The organism is Pseudoalteromonas sp. THAF3 (assembly GCF_009363775.1).
In the GTDB taxonomy this organism is placed as follows: Bacteria; Pseudomonadota; Gammaproteobacteria; order Enterobacterales; family Alteromonadaceae; genus Pseudoalteromonas; species Pseudoalteromonas ruthenica.
Genome location: NZ_CP045418.1, coordinates 2,967,206 through 2,986,086, shown reverse-complemented (window position 1 = coordinate 2,986,086; position 18,881 = coordinate 2,967,206). Strand labels below are relative to the sequence as shown.

The following is an 18,881-nucleotide window of genomic DNA, read 5'->3' as shown; positions in this document are numbered from 1 at the left end:
GCATTAATTAAGGTTGCAATGGTCAGCAAATTCCCTGATTTTATTTGCGATTTTCATTTAACTGTATATACTCACAGTTAAATGTACTGTATGGAAACCCAGTTGTATGCGCCCATTAACTAAACGCCAATCGCAAATTCTTGAGCTGATTAAAGTCTTTATTAAAGATACCGGCATGCCGCCGACGCGTGCAGAAATTGCACAAACACTGGGGTTTCGCAGTGCTAACGCCGCAGAAGAACATCTTAAGGCGTTGGCTAAGAAAGGCGTAATCAAAATGAAGCCTGGCGCGAGTCGAGGTATTCAATTGGTCGAGGAAGAAGAACCCGAACAATTGGGCCTGCCTTTAATTGGCCGTGTTGCTGCGGGCGAGCCCATTCTTGCCCAACAGCATATAGAGAGTCACTGCCAGATAGACCCATTGTTGTTCAAGCCTGCTGCAGATTATTTGCTGCGCGTAAATGGCATGAGTATGAAAGATATCGGCATTATGGATGGTGACTTATTAGCGGTACATCGCACTCAGGTGGCTGAAAACGGCCAAGTGGTGGTCGCGCGGGTTGATGAAGATGTCACCGTGAAGCGCTTAGAAAAAGCAGGGCGTAAGGTTCTGCTGCATGCAGAGAATGAAGAATTCACACCCATCGAAGTCGATTTAGAGAACGAATCCTTTAATATTGAAGGCTTAGCTGTAGGTGTGATCCGAAACGCCGACTGGATGTAATTAAATTTACTTATTTTGCCTCTAATAGGTCTGTTATTAGGGGCTTTCCCCATGTTTCCTCCTTAGCCACAGTGCTTTCTAACAGCTTGAATCTCCCTGTTAATTTATTAATAAAACGTAAACAAAAATAGTGTATTAACTTGCTATTAGCTCAATCTTTGACTAATTGGTTATATTACAGGCTTTGCTGGTCGGTTTTTCAACAGTTTATTTAGGGTCAAAGTTGTCGACTGGTAAAAGCATAATAATAACGAAGATTGGGTATTAAGCTGTAACCGCCTCTTCCTTGCATTGCGCAACAATAAGGAGATGGTACACATGAAGAAGCTGAGCTCCCTCATGTTGCTATGTCTGTTATTCCCTCAATTGGTGTCCGCGAATAGCAAGTACAACTTGCGCCAAGGGGTAACTGACATTAGCGAAAATGTTTACCAACTACACATGACCATATTTATTATATGCTGTGTGATTGGTGTGGTTGTTTTCGCGGTGATGTTTTGGGCGCTGCTCAAACACCGCAAGTCAAAAGGGGTCACCCCCGCTACCTTTCATGAAAGCACCAAAGTAGAAATACTTTGGACAGCGATTCCATTTGTTATTCTCATAGCCATGGCTGTACCGGCCACCAAAACCCTGATTGCTATGGAGGATACAACAAAGGCCGATATCACTATTAAGGTGACTGGTTCACAATGGAAATGGCACTACGAGTATATGGGCCACGATGTGGGCTTTTACTCACTGCTGTCAACGCCTCAAGAGCAAATCAAAAATGCGCAAAATAAGGGCGACAATTACCTCCTCGAAGTAGATAAACCCTTGGTTATTCCCACTAATCAAAAAGTACGTTTTTTAATGACCTCAGATGACGTCATTCACTCTTGGTGGGTGCCCGATTTTGCAGTAAAGAAAGACGCTAACCCTGGGTTTATCAACGAAGCTTGGACACGCGTAAACGAACCGGGTACGTATCGCGGCCAGTGCGCCGAGTTATGCGGTAAAGACCACGGTTTTATGCCGGTGGTCGTAGAAGCAAAACCCCCTGAAGAGTTTGACGCTTGGCTGGCAGAGCAGAAACAAGCGAAGCAAGCTCAGGCGCAGGCCGATGCTGAGCTGCTAGAACAAATCCTCTCTGAAGATGAGCTAATGGCATCGGGCGAGCAAGTGTACATCACGCGCTGCGCAGCTTGTCATCAGCCTACGGGGCTTGGTTTACCTGGAGTCTTCCCCGCCATAAAAGGCAGTCCAATAGCCACCGGCGATATTAACGACCATATCGATATTGTGGTGCACGGTAAGCCAGGGACTGCGATGCAGGCATTTGTCGGTCAACTTACGCTTAAAGAGTTGGCTGCGGTGGTTACTTACCAACGCAATGCCTTTGGTAATGAAACCGGTGACATCGTTCAACCAAGCGTGATTCAGGCCTATATTGATGGGGAGGAACAATGAGTACAGCAGCTGCAACACATGAACATCACGGGCCTGCAACCGGAATAAAACGCTGGCTTTTTACTACTAACCACAAAGACATCGGCACCTTGTACTTATTATTTTCGTTGTTGATGTTTTTAACCGGTGGCGCCATGGCAATGGTGATCCGAGCCGAGTTATTCCAACCAGGACTTCAGCTGGTTGACCCTCATTTTTTCAACCAAATGACCACAGTACATGGTTTGATTATGGTCTTCGGCGCCGTGATGCCTGCCTTCACGGGCTTAGCTAACTGGATGATCCCCATGATGATTGGCGCGCCAGATATGGCTTTGCCGCGAATGAATAACTGGAGCTTTTGGATTCTGCCATTCGCTTTTGCCATCCTATTGCTGTCGCTGTTTATGGAAGGCGGCGGTCCAGCCTTTGGATGGACCTTCTATGCGCCCTTATCAACCACCTACAGCAACGACAATACTGCCCTGTTTGTATTTGCCATTCACATTATGGGGATAAGTTCCATCATGGGGGCCATTAATGTCATTGTGACCATCGTTAATATGCGTGCTCCAGGGATGAAGTGGATGAAATTACCGCTATTTGTGTGGACCTGGTTGATCACTGCGTTTTTATTAATTGCAGTGATGCCGGTGTTGGCGGGTGCGGTGACCATGGTGCTCACTGATAAGTATTTTGGCACTGATTTCTTCAATGCAGCCGGTGGTGGCGACCCTGTGATGTTCCAGCATATCTTTTGGTTCTTTGGTCACCCGGAAGTGTACATTATGATTTTGCCAGCGTTTGGCATTATCTCCACCATAGTTCCTACCTTTTCACGCAAAAAACTGTTCGGCTATTCGTCCATGGTATATGCCACGGCCTCCATCGCCTTGCTGTCTTTTGTGGTGTGGGCCCACCATATGTTTACCACCGGTATGCCACTGGCCGGGGAATTGTTCTTTATGTACTCGACCATGTTGATATCGGTGCCAACGGGAGTAAAAGTATTTAACTGGGTAGCCACTATGTGGCGCGGTGCCATCAGCTTTGAAATACCAATGATGTTTGCTATCGCCTTTATTGTGTTGTTTACCCTCGGGGGCTTCTCAGGATTGATGTTGGCAATTACCCCAGTGGATTTCCAGTACCATGACACCTACTTCGTGGTGGCGCACTTCCATTATGTTTTAGTGACAGGGGCGGTGTTCTCGATTATGGCCGCTGCTTATTACTGGCTGCCAAAATGGACTGGGCACATGTATAGCACCACGTTAGCGAAATGGCATTTCTGGCTGTCGTTGGTTAGCGTTAATGTGCTGTTCTTCCCCATGCATTTTGTAGGTTTGGCGGGTATGCCACGACGTATTCCAGACTATGCGCTGCAGTTTGCTGATTTTAACGCCATTATCAGTATTGGTGGTTTCGCCTTTGGTCTCTCTCAACTGCTGTTCGTTGCCGTGGTGTTCAAGTGCATCAAGGCTGGAGAGCAAGCACCAGCGAAAGTGTGGGATGGCGCAGAAGGCTTGGAGTGGGAGGTGGCATCTCCGGCACCCTACCACACCTTTGAAACGCCACCTAAGGTGCAGTAATGAACCACGCACCGTTATTAAAGAAACTAGTCATCAGCGTCATCGGCATGTTTGCGTTCGCCTTTGCCTTGGTGCCGCTTTACGACGTGTTCTGCGAAGTAACAGGGCTTAATGGTAAGCCCTCACTCGAACAGGCGCAGCAAAGCGAGCATGTGGATGACTCTCGCGAAGTGACGGTGAGCTTTACAACCCATGCGCAAAGTGGTGCCCCCTTTGAAGTGTTAGCGCAAAAGCAAGAAGTGGTGGTGAAACCCGGGGCGATGACAGTGGTGACATTCGCCGCAGCGAATACCAGTGGTGAGCCGAGAGTCATGCAGGCTATTCCATCTGTTTCTCCAGGGCTCGCAGCCAAGTATTTACACAAATTGGCGTGTTTTTGCTTTGACCAGCAGCCGCTACAAGCCAATGAACGGCTTGAATACCAATTGCGCTTTTATGTCGACCCTGCGTTGCCGCAGGAGTATGAGGAATTAACGCTATCTTACACCCTCTTTGATATCAGCGCTAAGCGACAAGACTTACTCGCAGCGCAAGCGCGATAAACCGAGCGAGGTTAACGAAATGAGTAATCAATACGAAAAATATTATGTTCCGGAGCAAAGCCCCTGGCCGATAGTGGGGGCTGTTGCGTTGTTTTTTATCGCTGTGGGCGCGGGTCTTAGCGTTATGCAGTTAGAGCAAGGCGGTGGCTCTGGTACCTATTGGCTTATTGCTGGTATTGCGGTGCTGGTGTACATGCTGGTGGGGTGGTTTCGCAATGTGATTAATGAGTCACAAAGTGGCTTGTATTCGGCGCAAATGGATCGTTCTTTTAAACAAGGAATGAGCTGGTTCATTTTCTCAGAAGTCATGTTCTTTGGCGCTTTTTTTGGGGCGCTATTTTATGCCCGTATGTTGGCTGTACCTTGGCTTGGTGGTGAGGGTAATAACTTGATGACCAACGAAGTGTTATGGCCTGAATTTAGCGCCTCATGGCCGCTAGAGTTAACACCAGGCGGTGATACAACTCAGGCTATGGGATGGCAAGGTTTGCCGCTAATTAATACCATTATTTTGCTAGTTTCTTCGGTGACTTTACAGTTTGCGCATACTGCAATTGAGAAAGACAACCGTAAACAGCTTACGGTGTTTCTTGCTCTGACGGTGATACTCGGCGCGGTATTTCTGTTTCTTCAAGGGGAAGAATACATTCACGCATATCAGGATCTAGGCCTTAAGTTAGACTCGGGTATTTATGGCAATACCTTCTTCTTGCTCACAGGCTTCCACGGTATGCATGTCACCTTAGGGGCGATCATGCTTACCGTGGTACTCATTCGCGTAATCAAAGGGCACTTTAGCAGTGAAAAGCACTTCGCATTTCAGGCTGCGGCTTGGTATTGGCACTTTGTTGATGTGGTGTGGTTGTGTCTATTCGTATTTGTGTATGTGTTGTGATAGGAGAAGGGTTAAAGCGCAGCAAGCCAGCTTGCTGTGCGAGCAGAATAATAATCAGGACGATGGCGCACAAGGCAACACGTTTGCCTAAGTAGTGCGACATCGGCACCTTGGAGTCAGACTTCAGCATAGCCAACATGGCACGGAATAAGGTGTATATGACAAAAAGTAGCAGCGCAACAATAATAATTTTTATAAGCACAGTGCAGTTTTCCTCTAATTGGTGTGCGAGTGAATACTCATAAGCTTAGCGCATTTTTGTGGAGTAGCATTGTCGTGTTAGTAGTAAGTACTTGTGTAGGCTTGGGTTTCTGGCAGTTAGATCGTGCCGAGCAAAAGCAAGCGCGCGAGCAGCTATTGCAGCAATGGGCCAGTAAAGGGTGCATTCCTTTTACCCAAGCTCAGCGCCTGATCAATTCAGATGTTGATGCCACAGGTATGCAAACCGCAGTGTCTGGTCGTGTGCTTCAGCATTACTGGTTGCTTGATAACCAGGTTTATCAAGGCCGGGTTGGCTATGACGTATTGGTGCTGGTTATGCCTCAAGGAGCTAGTCGGTGGCTACTGATCAACCTTGGCTTCATTGTTGCGCCAACAACACGTGAGCAACTGCCTCAGTTGCAGCTACCGACACAGATAACGCTTGATGATGTGCTCATTAAAGAAGGCCCGTTAGGGTCAATTACCTTGGCGCAAAGCTCACCATCAATGGGTTGGCCTAAGCGTGTACAGCAAATCGACATAACACAAATCGCGAATCAAGCGAGAGTTCCCGTTTATAATTTTATGGCGTATGCGCAAACGCCTTCGCCGTTAGTTGCTACCGAGCCACATTACCAGCCTGTGACCATGCCTGCAGAAAAGCATATAGCCTATGCATGGCAGTGGTTTCTCATCGCCTTAGCGGCGTTATTGATTGCGCTTACCGCCTTTTGGCGTGCAAGGAGAGGGTATGACAAATCGTAAACCATTAGTGATTTTTATTGCTTGTTTCATTATTCCCGTTGTTGCGGCTATTGCCGTTCTTAAAAGTGGCTGGCTACCAGCAAGTACCAGTAATAACGGCACTTTAATGAGTGAGCAGGTGGAACTTGAACAGTGGGGCCAGTACCCCGTGTCGCCCTGGACTATCGCGCTAGTGAATCAAGCTGATTGTGGCCCTTGCCAAGCTCAGTGGCAAGACATGCAGTCGCTCTATGTAGCGCTCGGGAAAAACCAAAGTAAGGTGCGCATGGCAGTACTAGGGGAGAGGCCACGCAGCGCCGAGGTACCCGAGGTGTTGCATGTGGATTCAGTGCCCAGTGCATTAAAAGCAGGTCATCTGTACTTGATAGATCGCCATGGTTTGGTGGTATTGGAATATGACTACGCTGAGCAGGAGCAGCAAAACCGACTTATCCACAAAGGATTACTAAAAGACATTAAAAAACTACTTAACTATTCTCGCAGCAGCTAACGAGGCCAGTATGACAAAAAATTATAAAACTCTGGTGTTATGCACTGCCATTCTCGCAGTGTTGGTGGTGGGCTTGGGCGCTTATACACGTTTAAGTGATGCAGGGCTTGGGTGCCCGGACTGGCCCGGTTGTTATGGCTTTCTCACCGTACCCGATCAAGCCCATGAAATACAAAAAGTGCAGCAGCACTTTCCTGGTGCGCAGGTAGATCAAGGTAAAGCCCTCAAAGAGATGGTGCATCGCTATTTTGCCGGCGGCCTAGGCTTATTGATCCTAGCTTTAGCAGTGTATGCATTACGCCATGCAAAGTTGCCCCATGTCCCGTTGCGTCTACCAATGGTGTTGTTGTTACTGGTTATTTTCCAAGCCTTACTGGGCATGTGGACGGTGACCATGAATTTACAGCCTTTGGTGGTGATGGGGCATCTTCTTGGTGGCTTTTCCATTGCTAGCTTACTGTGGTTACTTTACCTGCGAACCCATTCTCAGCCCGTATTTGGTGGCGACCCCGGAGCGCGAGCAAGTCTAGGTTGGAGCCTGTCCGCGTTATTTGTGGTGGTGATACAGGTTGCCTTAGGGGGATGGCTCGCGGCAAATTATGCAGCCACACATTGTATTGGTTTCCCGATGTGTGCGGGCAGTGAGGCGTTCTCACTCAGTAGTGTTTTCCAGCTACCTACCGAGCACAGTAATTATGAATTTGGGGTGTTGTCGTTCGAATCGCGTATGTCTATTCATCTATTGCATCGCTTTGGCGCACTCATTACCGCCGTGGTGTTGCTCAGTGCCATGTGGCAGGTATTTCGCAGTGCGCAATCACAGATGATTAAACAGGCGTGTGGCTGGGTTGTGGCGGCCTTAGTGGCGCAAATAAGTTTAGGTATCGCGTTAGTACAGATGAGTATTCCGTTAAATGTGGCACTTGCCCATAACTTGATGGCGCTATTGCTATTACTGACCTTAGTGCGGTTGTGTTATCTACAAAAATCAAAAAGTTAATAAGGGAGCAGGCTATGAGCAAAGCGATTTATTGGCAGTACGGAGATAGTAAAGACACCACATGGCGCGATTATTTAGCCATGTGCAAAGCGAAGGTTGTGCTGATGTTGGTATTAACCGCTTGGGTTGGCGTAGCTTTAGCTCCCGACATGGGGCGTAGTTGGTTATTGCAAGCAGTGAGCCTACTGGGTATCGGCTTATTATCAGCAGCCGCAGCGGTAATTAACCATATTGTGGACCGAGAAATTGATATGAAAATGGCCCGCACCCGCCATCGCCCTGTGGCCCGTGGCAGAGTGAGTGAACGCAATGGCTTTATGTTTGCAGCACTGATTGGTGGGCTTGGGTTTGCTGCTTTGGTTAGCGCTGCTAACTGGCTGTGTGCCATTTTGACGCTGATGGCACTGGTGGGTTACGCAGTTGTATATACATTATTTCTAAAGCGGGCAACGCCTCAAAATATCGTTATCGGGGGGCTTGCAGGGGCGATGCCTCCTTTGCTTGGTTGGGTTAGTGAAACGGGGCAACTTGCTGCAGCACCATGGCTCTTGGTGATGATCATTTTTACTTGGACCCCTCCGCATTTTTGGGCTTTAGCTATTGCTAGAGAGGCAGATTATCGCCGAGCGAATGTGCCTATGCTGCCTGTGACGCACGGTATCGATTTTTGTAAAACATGTGTATTGGCGTATACCGTGATTCTCGCCTTAGTGTGCGTCTTGCCCTATTTAATTGGTATGTCAGGGCTATTTTACTTGTTATCAGCAGTTATTCTTAATGGTGTGTTTATTGCCTACGCTTGGCGTTTAAAGCGCGAACAGGATCATCGCAGTGCAATGGCCGTTTTTAAGTTTTCAATTGTGCATTTAATGGTACTCTTTGTCGCATTATTCATAGATAAGTGGATGTTTTATGTGGCGTAAATTAGGCGCTGCCGCGCTATTTTCTGTTCTGCTACAAGGGTGTTCAAAGCCGACATTAGAGGTTGATGCGCTGGTGTATGAGCCAGCCAAAGTCGTGAAGCCATTTAAGCTGAAAAATCAACACGGCAACGATGTCGGCGTTGATGACTTAAAATCGCAGTGGGATTTGCTGTTTTTAGGTTACACCAGTTGTCCTGATGTGTGTCCCATGACCTTGGCAAAGCTCCGGCAGGTAGAAAAAAAGCTTGCCATAGAAGATATAAACGTTTGGTTTATATCAGTAGATCCTAATCGCGATACTGCACAAAAGCGTCTACAGTATATTAATTACTTTAATCCTAATTATCAGGCCGTGTCGGGACCGCACAAGGCGCTTTACCCCTTTGTCCAGAATTTAGGGCTAATTTATGCAGTGACTGAAGAGCAAACAGGAGACTATTTAGTGGACCACAGTGCCTCGGTGGTACTGGTCGATCCGCATGGGAAAATACGGGCTATCTTCAAACCTGAATTTAAAGCTGGCAGTGTACCAACCATTAATACAGACACCATGATCAAGGACCTTAAATCTATACTCAGCTACTACGGTGGCTGAGCCAGTACCAGCGTGTCCCTTTCGGTTGTCTATACTTAGGCAGCCAACTCACCTAACTCTCTATTTATTTAAAGATTTTTTTACAAAATTCGCTGGCAATCTAACTAACTAGGTCTAAGCTTTTGATATGAGAAATGTTAAATGCTCAAGCATAATTTATGTTTAGGTTGCCTAACGAATTAACCATTTCACAAGTTGAAAATTTACAGGCAGAGCTACTGAAGCAGCTCCAGCAGGGCAGTGATCTATGTTTGGATATGAGCGATGTAACTCGCGCCGATACTGCCTGTATTCAGCTTTTGTGTGCGTTACAAAAAGCATTACAACTTGGCGATCACAGCATTACATGGGAAGGCTCGAGTGAAGCGCTCATAAACGCTTGTCAAAGCTTGGGTGTAGCCAATTATTTAGCGCTAAATGGAAACTAAATTAGGGGTGGGTATGACGAAGATTCTAGCCGTGGATGACTCAGCTTCAATGCGTCAAATGGTGAGCTTTACCTTGAAAAAGGCAGGTTATGAAGTCACTGAAGCGAAAGATGGCAGTGAAGCGTTAGCGATCGCCAAAAAGGATAAGTTCGATGCTGTGATTTCAGACGTCAATATGCCTGTTATGGATGGCATCACCTTGATTCGAGAGCTAAGAACCTTAGGTGACTACAAATTTACCCCTTTGCTTATGCTTACTACCGAATCCGGGCTAGATAAAAAGTCTGAGGGCAAGGCTGCGGGGGCCACCGGCTGGATAGTTAAACCCTTTAATCCAGACCAACTACTTGCAGTAATGAAAAAAGTAATTCGCTAAGGCTGCGCGGCTATGAGTATCGATCTCAGCCAATTTTTCGAAGTCTTCTTTGAGGAGAGTTTCGAGGGCCTTGATGCCATGGAGAGTGAGCTTTTAAACCTTACTCCAGGCGAAGCCGATAGCGAAACGCTCAATACCATCTTCCGCGCAGCCCACTCAATCAAAGGCGGCAGTGGTACTTTTGGGTTTACTTCAGTGTCCGATTTTACCCACGTTTTAGAAACCTTGCTGGACCAAATACGCCAAGGTCAGCGTCAACTTGAAGCACAGCACGTAAACCTGCTATTGCGTTCGGTCGACTGCTTGCGAGAGATGTTGCAGGCACTGCAAAGCGAACAAGAGCCAGAGCTAGACACTGCCAAGGAGCTACAGCAACAATTTGAGGAAATTCTTGGTCTAAGTGAAGGGGAAGTGGCGGCCAACGAAAACGAAGCGAGCGCTTCACCGTCGCAGCAAGCAGAAACTAACACCTATCAAATTTTATTTAAACCGCACCATCATTTATTCAAAACAGGCAATGAACCCCTGTTTATGCTCAGTGACTTGGGGGATCTAGGATCCATTGAAGTTGAAGCTGATTTATCCGCCATCCCTGAAATTCAGAATCTACAGGGTGATGAATGCTTCATGTCTTGGAAAGTATTTTTGCAAACTGAAGCAACACAAGAGCAAATAAAGGAAGTGTTTGAGTGGGTAGAAGATGATGCTGATATCGATATTAGTCTGTGCGGAGGCTTGTTCTCAGAGCAAGAGCCATCCGCACCGGCTGAGCCACTGGAGCACGATGATGCTGCACCGCAATCAAGTGAAAACGAACCGGTGGCCCAAGCGACTCAAGCACCGGCAAGTAAAGGCAAAGCAAATAAAGCTAAATCTAATGAGTCGACTTCCATTCGTGTTGGCATAGACAAAATTGACTCGTTAATCAATATGGTGGGTGAACTGGTTATTACGCAATCCATGCTCAGCCAACTGGGTGAGCAGGAAGTGACCGAAAATACCCTGGCTGCACTGCAGGAGGGGCTTGCACAGTTAGCGCATAATACCCGCGATTTACAAGAAAATGTCATGCGTATTCGCATGCTGCCAATTAGCTTTGTATTCAGCCGATTCCCACGTTTAGTGCGAGATATATCGCAAAAACTCGGTAAGCAGGTGGAGTTAAAAATTCTTGGCGAGGGTACCGAGCTTGATAAAACAGTGATGGAGAAGATCTCTGATCCCATGGTGCATTTAGTGCGCAACTCGTTGGATCACGGCCTAGAGACGCCAGAACAGCGTAAACAAAGTGGTAAACCTGAAATTGGCACGGTGACACTCAACGCCTTTCATCAAGGCGGCAATATTGTGATTGAAATAATGGACGATGGCCGAGGCCTAAATACCGAAAAAATCAGAGAAAAAGCTATCGCTAATGGCCTAATCGATGGCAATGAAGAGCTCAGTGACGACGACATTAACGAGCTCATTTTCGAACCAGGGTTTTCCACAGCCGACGAAGTGAGTGACATCTCCGGGCGCGGTGTCGGGATGGATGTGGTGCGCCAGAACATTAGCTCCTTAAGCGGTTCTATCGAAGTGGTGTCGACACCCGGTACGGGGTCAACTTTTACCATCCGTTTGCCACTAACGCTCGCTATTTTAGATGGTCAACTGGTCCGCATTGCCGAACATACCTATATCGTGCCGCTCATTACCATCGTTGAGTCATTACAAATTGATACGAATAAGGTCAGTCGGGTCGGCAAAAGCTTGGAGGTACTGCGCCTGCGTGATGAATATATTCCCATTTTGCGGTTATACCAATTGTTCAATCATCATGATGCCATTACCGAACTTGATAAAGCTCTTCTGGTCGTGGTCGAGTGTGATAACCAAAAAGTGGGCCTGCTGGTGGACGACTTACTGGCGCAACAGCAAGTGGTAATAAAAAGTTTAGAGGCGAACTATCAGAAGGTTGATGGTGTTTCCGGTGCGACTATTCTCGGTGATGGGCGGGTATCGCTGATTGTTGATATTGCCGGTTTAACCAAAATGGCCGGTTTGAAAAAGCCAGGTGCACAAGAGGCACTCATTGATGCTGCAGCCCTGCATGAGGAGCAGGTATGAAAGTAGAAGGCATTAACGAACATATTATCTTGCAGAATAATCAGGGTCACATTCAGCAATACCTGACATTCATGATGGCTGACGAAGAGTACGGCATGGATATCCTGAGTGTACAAGAAATACGTGGTTGGGAGGAAATAACCGCGATTCCTAATGCCCCAGATTATATCAAAGGGGTCATTAACCTCAGAGGAACTATTGTACCGATCATTGACTTGCGTTTGCGCTTTGGGATTGAGCCTCAGCCTTACGGGCCACTGACGGTCGTCATCGTGGTTAAAGAGCAAGTAAGAGAGAAAACTAAGGTAATGGGCTTGGTGGTTGACGCTGTGTCCGATGTTTACGCAATTAATCAACAGGATGCGAAAGGGATCCCGGAATTTAACGATTCAAGCGACAACGAATTGGTGGAGCGACTCGTTAATGTAGGGGAAACCATGGTCATTCTTCTGGATTTGCCAAAAATACTCAATTGTTAATGGCGAACAAGTACTAACAGGGTGGAAAAGCATGGGCTGGTTTACAAAGGAATCTAACACTTCAAACGAAGACACAATGCTATTAAAAGCATTAAACAGGTCTCAAGCAGTGATCGAATTCACCCCATCGGGGAACATCTTAACCGCTAATGATAACTTCCTGCGCGTGATGGGTTATAACCTTGAAGAAATCCAAGGTCAACATCACCGATTATTTGTCGACGCCAAGGAGGCTTCAAGCCCTGAATATAAACGTTTTTGGCAGCGCTTGAGCGCCGGCGAATATATTGCTAATGAGTTTCGGCGTGTAGGTAAATCCGGGGAAGATGTCTGGATCCAAGCATCGTATAACCCCGTCATGAATCAGCAGGGTGAGGTCGTTAAGGTGGTCAAGTTTGCCACTGATATTACCGAAATTAAGCTCGAGCGCGCTGAGCTAGAAGGGCGGGCAAAAGCGATATCACGGGTTCAAGCAGTGATAGAGTTCGAGTTAGATGGCACCATTATCACTGCCAATGATAACTTTTTATCAACCTTAGGCTACCGCTTGGAAGAGATTAAAGGCCAGCATCACCGCATGTTTGTCACCCCTGAGGAGGCGGCAAGCCCTGAGTATACCGTGTTTTGGCAGCGCTTAAGCCAAGGAGAATATCACTCGGGGCAATACAAACGTATCGGTAAAAATGGTGTAGAAATATGGATCCAAGCATCTTATAACCCTATTTTTGATATGAATGGCGATCCCGTAAAAGTAGTGAAATATGCCACTGATATCACCGAGCAGCGCCAACAAGAGCGACAAGCGCGGGAGTCTGCGCGCCTAGCTAGTGCATTAAAGGTCTGCCAAGCCAATGTCATGATGGCTGACAACGACCTTAATATTGTGTTTGCCAACGAACAAGTCAAAACCATGCTGCGCAATCGCGAAAAGCAAATTCAATCAGCATTGCCTAACTTTAAAGTGGATGACTTGATAGGAACGTGCGTGGATGACTTCCATGCTAAACCATCGCACCAGCGAGCAATGCTGGCAAAACTTGATGACCCCTACAACACTAACCTTAAACTTGCAGGGCTGACTTTCAACCTAATAGCATCGCCTTGGGTCGACGAAGATGGCAAGCGTTTAGGAACCATTGTTGAATGGCAGGATTTGACCGAAGAGCTTGCTCGTGAGGAGAAACAAAAACAGGCAGCACGAGAGAACCTACGTGTACGCCGTGCCTTAGATAATGTCTCGACCAATACCATGATTGCCGACAATGACCATAATATTGTGTATTTGAACGAGGCGGTGGTCAACATGATGCGCAATGCTGAGCGAGACTTACGCAAAGACTTACCCAACTTCGACAGTAGCAACTTGCTTGGTCAAAACATTGATGTATTCCATAAAAACCCAGCGCATCAACGCTCAATGTTAGAGAAACTCTCTACCACCTACAGCACAGAGATTGTCGTCGGTGGGCGGACCTTCGGGTTAGTTGCCAACCCAATATTAACCGAGGAAGGTGAGCGTGCGGGGACCGTAGTCGAGTGGGACGATCGCACCGCCGAGGTCTCTATTGAGAAAGAAATCAATGACTTAGTAGGCGCTGCTCGCAGAGGAGAGCTGAATGCTCGCGTGAGTTTAGATGGCAAAGATGACTTCTTCCTGCGTTTATCTAAAGGCCTTAACCAACTGGTAGAGGTGGTGGATGAAGCAGTGGATGAAACGGCCACTATGCTGGATTCATTAGCTCATGGTGATTTAACTAAGCGTATTGATAGTGACTTCCAGGGAGCCTTCGAAAAGCTCAAGCGTGATGCCAACAGTACCGCTGATAAGCTCACCGAGATGATTGAGAAGATCACCAGCTCAGCCAACTTGGTGGCCACTGGAGCGGAGGAAATCTCACAAGGTAACACCGACTTAAGCCAGCGTACCGAGGAACAAGCCTCATCGCTGGAAGAAACCGCATCGAGTATGGAAGAGATGACCAGCACGGTGAAGCAAAATGCCGATAATGCCAAGGTTGCCAGTGAGCTTGCAGAGAAAACGTGCGACAAGGCCAAGCAAGGTGGCGACGTGGTTAACCGTGCTGTCTCAGGCATGGCAGAGATTAACGAAGCGAGTAAGAAAATTGCCGATATTATTGGTGTTATTGATGAGATTGCTTTTCAAACCAATCTGCTTGCACTTAATGCCGCCGTGGAAGCGGCCCGAGCTGGTGAGCAAGGTCGCGGCTTTGCGGTGGTTGCCGGTGAGGTGCGTAACTTAGCACAACGTTCAGCGGGTGCGGCCAAAGAAATTAAGGAGCTTATCCGTGACAGTGTCGGCAAGGTTGAGGATGGCACCGTATTAGTGAATGAATCAGGTGCAACGTTGCAGGACATTGTTGAGTCGGTGCAAAAAGTAACGCAAATGATCTCTGATATTTCAGAAGCTTCCATTGAGCAAAGTGCAGGTATTGAACAAGTAAATAAAGCCGTGGCGCAAATGGATGAGATGACTCAACAAAATGCAGCCTTGGTTGAACAAGCCTCTGCTGCTAGCGAATCGATGGCGGAGCAGGCCAATAGTATGCGCCAGCTACTGAGTTTTTTCTCCATCAATATGCAAGCAGCTCTTCCGGATATAAGTACGAGCCCGAGTAATGCTATGAAACGTTTGAACGGAGCTAAAACGCAAGCAAATAAATCACCTGCCCCCTCAGGGAATAACTTTGTTGATGATGGAGACGAGTGGGAAGAATTTTAATAGCGTAGTGGCTACATGATGTGCCCAACTAAAGTGCGTATTGGCGAGGAGGCCCAGCAATGTCGGAGTTTATTTTTACAGATAAAGACTTTAAAAGTATTGCTGGGCAAGTTTATCAAGCGTGCGGCATCGTGCTCGGACCGCATAAACGAGAAATGGTGTATTCGCGGCTGGCAAAACGGTTGCGCCAATACGGGTTTACCAAATTCAAGCAATATCTAGCGTTTTTGGAGCAGCATCCGGAGCAGGAGCTTAGCCACTTTATCAACGCATTGACCACCAATCTAACGTCATTTTACCGTGAGAAGCACCACTTCGATTACCTAGAAAAGGAGCTGCTTCCGCGAGCGTTAAAAGAAAATACTCGCGATCATAAAATTCGTATCTGGTCGGCAGGGTGTTCCACAGGCGAGGAACCATACTCCATTGCGATGTCGGTTGCCAAAGTTTGTCCGCGTGTTGGCTGGGATATCAAGATTCTCGCGACCGATTTAGATTCCAATGTGCTGCACAGCGCACAACAGGGAGTGTACAACCTGCGACAGGTCTCAGGGATCCCGGAGCCACTGTTGAAAACATGGTTTTTAAAAAGCCGCAGTGGCGAACAAATGAAAGTGAAGCAGGCGCTACAGAAGTACATAACCTTTAAGCGCTTAAACTTACTCGAGCCTTGGCCTATGAAGGGCCAATTCGACGTTATTTTTTGCCGAAATGTAGTGATTTACTTCGACAAAGTGACCAAAGAGCACCTCTACAATTTATTTGCACAGCGGCTCAAACCCGGAGGGCACTTATTTTTAGGCCACTCCGAAACCATGGGTAAAGAGCAAACTCAGTTCAATAACCTAGGTCGTACTATGTATTCTAAGGTAGGTTCATGAACCCAGCATTCAAGCCAACCTTACGCGGGTTTGAGCAAATAAAGCGGTTTTGGGACTCAGGCCGCAATAAAGTGATGGCTAAGGTGTTGCCCGGTGAGTTTTATGTCACCAAGCAAGATGAGTTGGTGTCAACGGTACTGGGGTCATGTATTGCTGCGTGTATCTACGACCCGGTAATGGGAATCGGTGGTATGAATCATTTTATGTTACCCAGCTCTTTGCAGCTGGAGCAAATAGATCCCGATAGCACCGACTGCCGCTATGGGAACTGGGCAATGGAATTTTTGATTAATGAAATTGTTAAAAATGGTGGACTGCGCAAGAACCTACAAGTGAAACTATTTGGTGGCGGTAAGATTATTCGCTCTATGACCGATGTCGGTATGGGCAATATCCGCTTTGCCAATGCATACCTAAAGGAGGAAGGGCTCAACTTGGTTGCGCATGATGTAGGTGGCCCTTGGCCGAGGAAAGTGCTCTTTCACCCAGAATCAGGCGCAGTGAAGGTGAAAAAGCTGCGCACAATGCACAACGACACCATTGAGAAACGAGAACTGAAATACCTTCGTGATCTTGAGCAGACAGACAGCAATAGCGATATTGAGCTGTTTTAGGAGTGACCATGATCCGTGTATTAATTATCGATGACTCAGCGCTAATCCAGTCACTATTAAAGGAAATTATTACTGACGCCCATGATATGGAGGTGGTGGGCTGTGCCAGCGATCCCTACCAGGCAAGGGAGATGATAAAACAGCTCAACCCCGATGTGCTCACTCTCGATATTGAAATGCCAAAAATGGATGGCATCAGCTTTTTAAAAAACCTCATGCGCTTGCGACCAATGCCGGTGGTGATGATTTCGACACTGACCCAGCAGGGCGCACCTATTACACTCGAAGCGTTGGAGTTGGGAGCTGTAGACTTTGTTGCTAAGCCCACCAATAATGTTCGCGCCCAAATGCAAGCTTATGCAGGTTCAGTACAGCAAAAAGTGCGCACTGCGGCTAAGGCCAACATTCGTCGTCATTCCAGTAAAACACTTGCGCCGGTAACAGTTCAAAAAGACCAACAGTTTAAACTCAACCACCTCGTAGCCATAGGTGCATCTACCGGTGGTACAGAAGCTATTAAAGAAGTGATTACTCGCTTACCTGAAAACTTCCCTGCGGTGGTTATCACCCAACACATACCACCGGTATTCAGCCAGTCTTTTGCCATACGTATGAATAATGTTTGTGCGATGCAGGTGCATGAGGCAAGTGACGAGCAAGTCATTAAGGCGGGCAATATCTATATCGCGCCAGGTGGCGAGCACCTGATGGTGCAGCGTAAAGGCGGTAAACTAGTGTGTCGGTTGTCATCAAGCGAACCGGTTAATCGTCATCGTCCAGCGGTGGATGTGATGTTTTCGTCCATTGTTGAGCAACAACTAGCTAAGCACACCTGTGCACTATTGCTAACGGGCATGGGGGCTGATGGTGCCAAGGGGCTGTTACAGTTAAAACAGGCAGGAGCAGTAACAGCGGCCCAGGATCAGGCAAGTTCAGTGGTTTGGGGCATGCCCAAGGCCGCCATTGACCTTGGGGCCGCACAGGTAACCTTGAGTTTAGCTAAATCTCCGCAATGGCTTATTGAGCAGGCGAAGAAGTGATCACCCAAGGTTGTGAAAACCAAAAGTAGCGCCCGCTCGCTTGTTGTGAAGGCGCAGTGCAGTTGTAACGGGCACGCCCGTCTCCCAACTCTTGTTTAGCGGTGATTTTAACCTGCTTAGCAGAGAGCCAGTTGAGTTCGGCCCGACCTTGACCAGACACATAGCAAGCGAATTGATTTTGATGAAAGCCTTTTTCTTTGAAAGAGATCGTCAGTTCAGGTTGGCGCTTTGTCGTGACTGTATCGTCATAGGTTAAGGTATCGATATGAAACGGCAGGGATGCCAGTTTAGTAGACAGGGTATCCAAGTCTGCATAAAAACCAGATGCGGGAAAACGTGGTAAACGCGTAAAGTCGTTGTCTGGGCCTACGGCCCCTGAATGTTGTCCTATGCCAACATAACCCATGTCTTGCACCAGTTGTTGTAAGGCTCGGTCAAATTCGCCATAAGGGTAGGCTAAATACTTTAAGCTGTAACCCAACTCTTCCTCTATACGTTTTTCTGAATACTGTAAATCCGCGCGGATACGCTCTTGCCATTGGGCGTCACTCTCGCCATCTAAGCGGTGGTGCAGATAGTCATGCTGAGCGCTATGATTAGCGATAAGGGCACCTTGCTGACTGAGTGTCTTGAGCTGCTCCCAGGTCATGACATAGCTGCGCTGCTCATCAATAAGTTTGGGGTTAACAAATATGGTATAGGGGTAGCCGAACTCGTTAAGAATAGGCGCTGCTTGCTCAATGTTGTTGTCGTAACCATCATCAAAGGTAATGGCCACGGTTTTATTATTATAGCTTTCGCCCTGTTTGAGTCCTTCAATCAGAGTGTCTAACGCAATGACTTTAAAATCATTTTTTTTAAGGTACTGCATATGAGCACGAAATGTACTGGCATCAACACTGGTGACCTTAGGCAAGGTTTTACTTACGTGATGATACTGTAGAATAACGGCAGCTTGAGCCGATGCGCACGCCAGTGCAAAGAAAGAGAAAATTACTACATGGGACACTTTTTTAAACATAATACCCACCATAAAAGCTTATTGATGCTTGCTGG

20 protein-coding genes are annotated in these 18,881 nt (G+C 47.2%); 18 read left to right on the top strand and 2 right to left on the bottom strand.

The features are described 5' to 3' along the window. The first annotated feature begins 106 nt into the window (after positions 1–106). The 5 genes from lexA (at position 107) to FIU82_RS13965 (ending at position 5,184) form a co-directional block, all read left to right on the top strand. Positions 107–724: a transcriptional repressor LexA gene (gene lexA / locus FIU82_RS13985; protein ID WP_022943698.1), complete on the top strand. Its 618-nt coding sequence runs from the start codon at positions 107–109 to the stop codon at positions 722–724. Positions 725–1,042: 318 nt separating this feature from the next. Further along, entirely contained in the window at positions 1,043–2,176 is a 1,134-nt protein-coding gene (gene coxB, locus FIU82_RS13980) for a cytochrome c oxidase subunit II (protein ID WP_022943699.1), read from the top strand. Continuing rightward, on the top strand, positions 2,173–3,747 hold the full coding sequence (gene ctaD / locus FIU82_RS13975; RefSeq protein ID WP_022943700.1) for a cytochrome c oxidase subunit I: 1,575 nt from the start codon (positions 2,173–2,175) through the stop codon (positions 3,745–3,747). Before coxB ends, ctaD begins: the two co-directional genes overlap by 4 nt. Further along, entirely contained in the window at positions 3,747–4,289 is a 543-nt protein-coding gene (locus tag FIU82_RS13970) for a cytochrome c oxidase assembly protein (protein WP_022943701.1), read from the top strand. The genes ctaD and FIU82_RS13970 overlap by 1 nt, the downstream gene beginning before the upstream one ends. A gap of 19 nt (positions 4,290–4,308) precedes the next feature. Beyond that, positions 4,309–5,184: a cytochrome c oxidase subunit 3 gene (locus FIU82_RS13965; RefSeq protein WP_045979080.1), complete on the top strand. Its 876-nt coding sequence runs from the start codon at positions 4,309–4,311 to the stop codon at positions 5,182–5,184. Here FIU82_RS13965 and FIU82_RS13960 read toward each other — a convergent pair. Continuing rightward, positions 5,084–5,323 carry a DUF2909 domain-containing protein gene (locus FIU82_RS13960; protein ID WP_231658027.1) on the bottom strand — a complete coding sequence of 80 codons (240 nt, stop codon included), beginning with the start codon at positions 5,321–5,323 and terminating at the stop codon, positions 5,084–5,086. The genes FIU82_RS13965 and FIU82_RS13960 overlap by 101 nt on opposite strands. A gap of 92 nt (positions 5,324–5,415) precedes the next feature. Here FIU82_RS13960 and FIU82_RS13955 point away from each other — a divergent pair, with 92 nt between their 5' ends. The 13 genes from FIU82_RS13955 (at position 5,416) to FIU82_RS13895 (ending at position 17,825) form a co-directional block, all read left to right on the top strand. Beyond that, positions 5,416–6,150, top strand: a complete 735-nt coding sequence (locus tag FIU82_RS13955; RefSeq protein ID WP_172972733.1) for an SURF1 family protein — start codon at positions 5,416–5,418, stop codon at positions 6,148–6,150. Beyond that, a complete protein-coding gene (locus FIU82_RS13950; RefSeq protein WP_152441319.1) occupies positions 6,137–6,640 on the top strand; it encodes a transmembrane cytochrome oxidase associated protein in 504 nt (167 codons plus the stop codon). Before FIU82_RS13955 ends, FIU82_RS13950 begins: the two co-directional genes overlap by 14 nt. 10 nt (positions 6,641–6,650) lie before the next feature. After that, positions 6,651–7,640, top strand: coding sequence for a heme A synthase (locus FIU82_RS13945; protein ID WP_152441318.1), 990 nt, complete (start codon positions 6,651–6,653; stop codon positions 7,638–7,640). A gap of 14 nt (positions 7,641–7,654) precedes the next feature. Next, complete coding sequence (cyoE, locus tag FIU82_RS13940; RefSeq protein ID WP_022943706.1) at positions 7,655–8,563, top strand: heme o synthase; 909 nt, start codon at positions 7,655–7,657, stop codon at positions 8,561–8,563. Then, entirely contained in the window at positions 8,553–9,158 is a 606-nt protein-coding gene (locus FIU82_RS13935; RefSeq protein ID WP_152441317.1) for an SCO family protein, read from the top strand. The genes cyoE and FIU82_RS13935 overlap by 11 nt, the downstream gene beginning before the upstream one ends. A gap of 158 nt (positions 9,159–9,316) precedes the next feature. Then, positions 9,317–9,586 carry a lipid asymmetry maintenance protein MlaB gene (locus tag FIU82_RS13930; RefSeq protein ID WP_022943708.1) on the top strand — a complete coding sequence of 90 codons (270 nt, stop codon included), beginning with the start codon at positions 9,317–9,319 and terminating at the stop codon, positions 9,584–9,586. Between the two features lie 13 nt (positions 9,587–9,599). Beyond that, positions 9,600–9,962 carry a response regulator gene (locus FIU82_RS13925; protein WP_026110938.1) on the top strand — a complete coding sequence of 121 codons (363 nt, stop codon included), beginning with the start codon at positions 9,600–9,602 and terminating at the stop codon, positions 9,960–9,962. 12 nt (positions 9,963–9,974) lie between these two features. After that, positions 9,975–12,071 (top strand): chemotaxis protein CheA, encoded by a 2,097-nt coding sequence (locus FIU82_RS13920; protein WP_152441316.1) that lies wholly within the window; start codon positions 9,975–9,977, stop codon positions 12,069–12,071. Beyond that, complete coding sequence (locus FIU82_RS13915) at positions 12,068–12,550, top strand: chemotaxis protein CheW (protein WP_138508125.1); 483 nt, start codon at positions 12,068–12,070, stop codon at positions 12,548–12,550. Before FIU82_RS13920 ends, FIU82_RS13915 begins: the two co-directional genes overlap by 4 nt. 31 nt (positions 12,551–12,581) lie before the next feature. Further along, positions 12,582–15,290 carry a methyl-accepting chemotaxis protein gene (locus FIU82_RS13910; protein ID WP_152441315.1) on the top strand — a complete coding sequence of 903 codons (2,709 nt, stop codon included), beginning with the start codon at positions 12,582–12,584 and terminating at the stop codon, positions 15,288–15,290. 59 nt (positions 15,291–15,349) lie between these two features. Then, complete coding sequence (locus tag FIU82_RS13905; protein WP_152441314.1) at positions 15,350–16,171, top strand: protein-glutamate O-methyltransferase CheR; 822 nt, start codon at positions 15,350–15,352, stop codon at positions 16,169–16,171. Beyond that, positions 16,168–16,785 (top strand): chemoreceptor glutamine deamidase CheD, encoded by a 618-nt coding sequence (gene cheD, locus FIU82_RS13900; RefSeq protein WP_138508122.1) that lies wholly within the window; start codon positions 16,168–16,170, stop codon positions 16,783–16,785. The genes FIU82_RS13905 and cheD overlap by 4 nt, the downstream gene beginning before the upstream one ends. Before the next feature lie 8 nt (positions 16,786–16,793). Continuing rightward, entirely contained in the window at positions 16,794–17,825 is a 1,032-nt protein-coding gene (locus tag FIU82_RS13895; protein WP_045979087.1) for a chemotaxis response regulator protein-glutamate methylesterase, read from the top strand. Here FIU82_RS13895 and FIU82_RS13890 read toward each other — a convergent pair. Further along, positions 17,803–18,846 (bottom strand): polysaccharide deacetylase family protein, encoded by a 1,044-nt coding sequence (locus FIU82_RS13890; RefSeq protein WP_152441313.1) that lies wholly within the window; start codon positions 18,844–18,846, stop codon positions 17,803–17,805. The genes FIU82_RS13895 and FIU82_RS13890 overlap by 23 nt on opposite strands. Positions 18,847–18,881 lie beyond the last annotated feature (35 nt).

What these genes read in the sequence shown, in the direction of transcription:
- lexA (WP_022943698.1), top strand. Translation starts at nt 107, where the DNA reads ATGCGCCCATTAACTAAACGCCAATCGCAAATTCTTGAGCTGATTAAA.
- coxB (WP_022943699.1), top strand. Translation starts at nt 1,043, where the DNA reads ATGAAGAAGCTGAGCTCCCTCATGTTGCTATGTCTGTTATTCCCTCAA.
- ctaD (WP_022943700.1), top strand. Translation starts at nt 2,173, where the DNA reads ATGAGTACAGCAGCTGCAACACATGAACATCACGGGCCTGCAACCGGA.
- FIU82_RS13970 (WP_022943701.1), top strand. Translation starts at nt 3,747, where the DNA reads ATGAACCACGCACCGTTATTAAAGAAACTAGTCATCAGCGTCATCGGC.
- FIU82_RS13965 (WP_045979080.1), top strand. Translation starts at nt 4,309, where the DNA reads ATGAGTAATCAATACGAAAAATATTATGTTCCGGAGCAAAGCCCCTGG.
- FIU82_RS13960 (WP_231658027.1), bottom strand. Translation starts at nt 5,323, where the DNA reads ATGTTGGCTATGCTGAAGTCTGACTCCAAGGTGCCGATGTCGCACTAC.
- FIU82_RS13950 (WP_152441319.1), top strand. Translation starts at nt 6,137, where the DNA reads ATGACAAATCGTAAACCATTAGTGATTTTTATTGCTTGTTTCATTATT.
- FIU82_RS13945 (WP_152441318.1), top strand. Translation starts at nt 6,651, where the DNA reads ATGACAAAAAATTATAAAACTCTGGTGTTATGCACTGCCATTCTCGCA.
- cyoE (WP_022943706.1), top strand. Translation starts at nt 7,655, where the DNA reads ATGAGCAAAGCGATTTATTGGCAGTACGGAGATAGTAAAGACACCACA.
- FIU82_RS13935 (WP_152441317.1), top strand. Translation starts at nt 8,553, where the DNA reads ATGTGGCGTAAATTAGGCGCTGCCGCGCTATTTTCTGTTCTGCTACAA.
- FIU82_RS13930 (WP_022943708.1), top strand. Translation starts at nt 9,317, where the DNA reads ATGTTTAGGTTGCCTAACGAATTAACCATTTCACAAGTTGAAAATTTA.
- FIU82_RS13925 (WP_026110938.1), top strand. Translation starts at nt 9,600, where the DNA reads ATGACGAAGATTCTAGCCGTGGATGACTCAGCTTCAATGCGTCAAATG.
- FIU82_RS13920 (WP_152441316.1), top strand. Translation starts at nt 9,975, where the DNA reads ATGAGTATCGATCTCAGCCAATTTTTCGAAGTCTTCTTTGAGGAGAGT.
- FIU82_RS13915 (WP_138508125.1), top strand. Translation starts at nt 12,068, where the DNA reads ATGAAAGTAGAAGGCATTAACGAACATATTATCTTGCAGAATAATCAG.
- FIU82_RS13910 (WP_152441315.1), top strand. Translation starts at nt 12,582, where the DNA reads ATGGGCTGGTTTACAAAGGAATCTAACACTTCAAACGAAGACACAATG.
- FIU82_RS13905 (WP_152441314.1), top strand. Translation starts at nt 15,350, where the DNA reads ATGTCGGAGTTTATTTTTACAGATAAAGACTTTAAAAGTATTGCTGGG.
- cheD (WP_138508122.1), top strand. Translation starts at nt 16,168, where the DNA reads ATGAACCCAGCATTCAAGCCAACCTTACGCGGGTTTGAGCAAATAAAG.
- FIU82_RS13895 (WP_045979087.1), top strand. Translation starts at nt 16,794, where the DNA reads ATGATCCGTGTATTAATTATCGATGACTCAGCGCTAATCCAGTCACTA.
- FIU82_RS13890 (WP_152441313.1), bottom strand. Translation starts at nt 18,846, where the DNA reads ATGTTTAAAAAAGTGTCCCATGTAGTAATTTTCTCTTTCTTTGCACTG.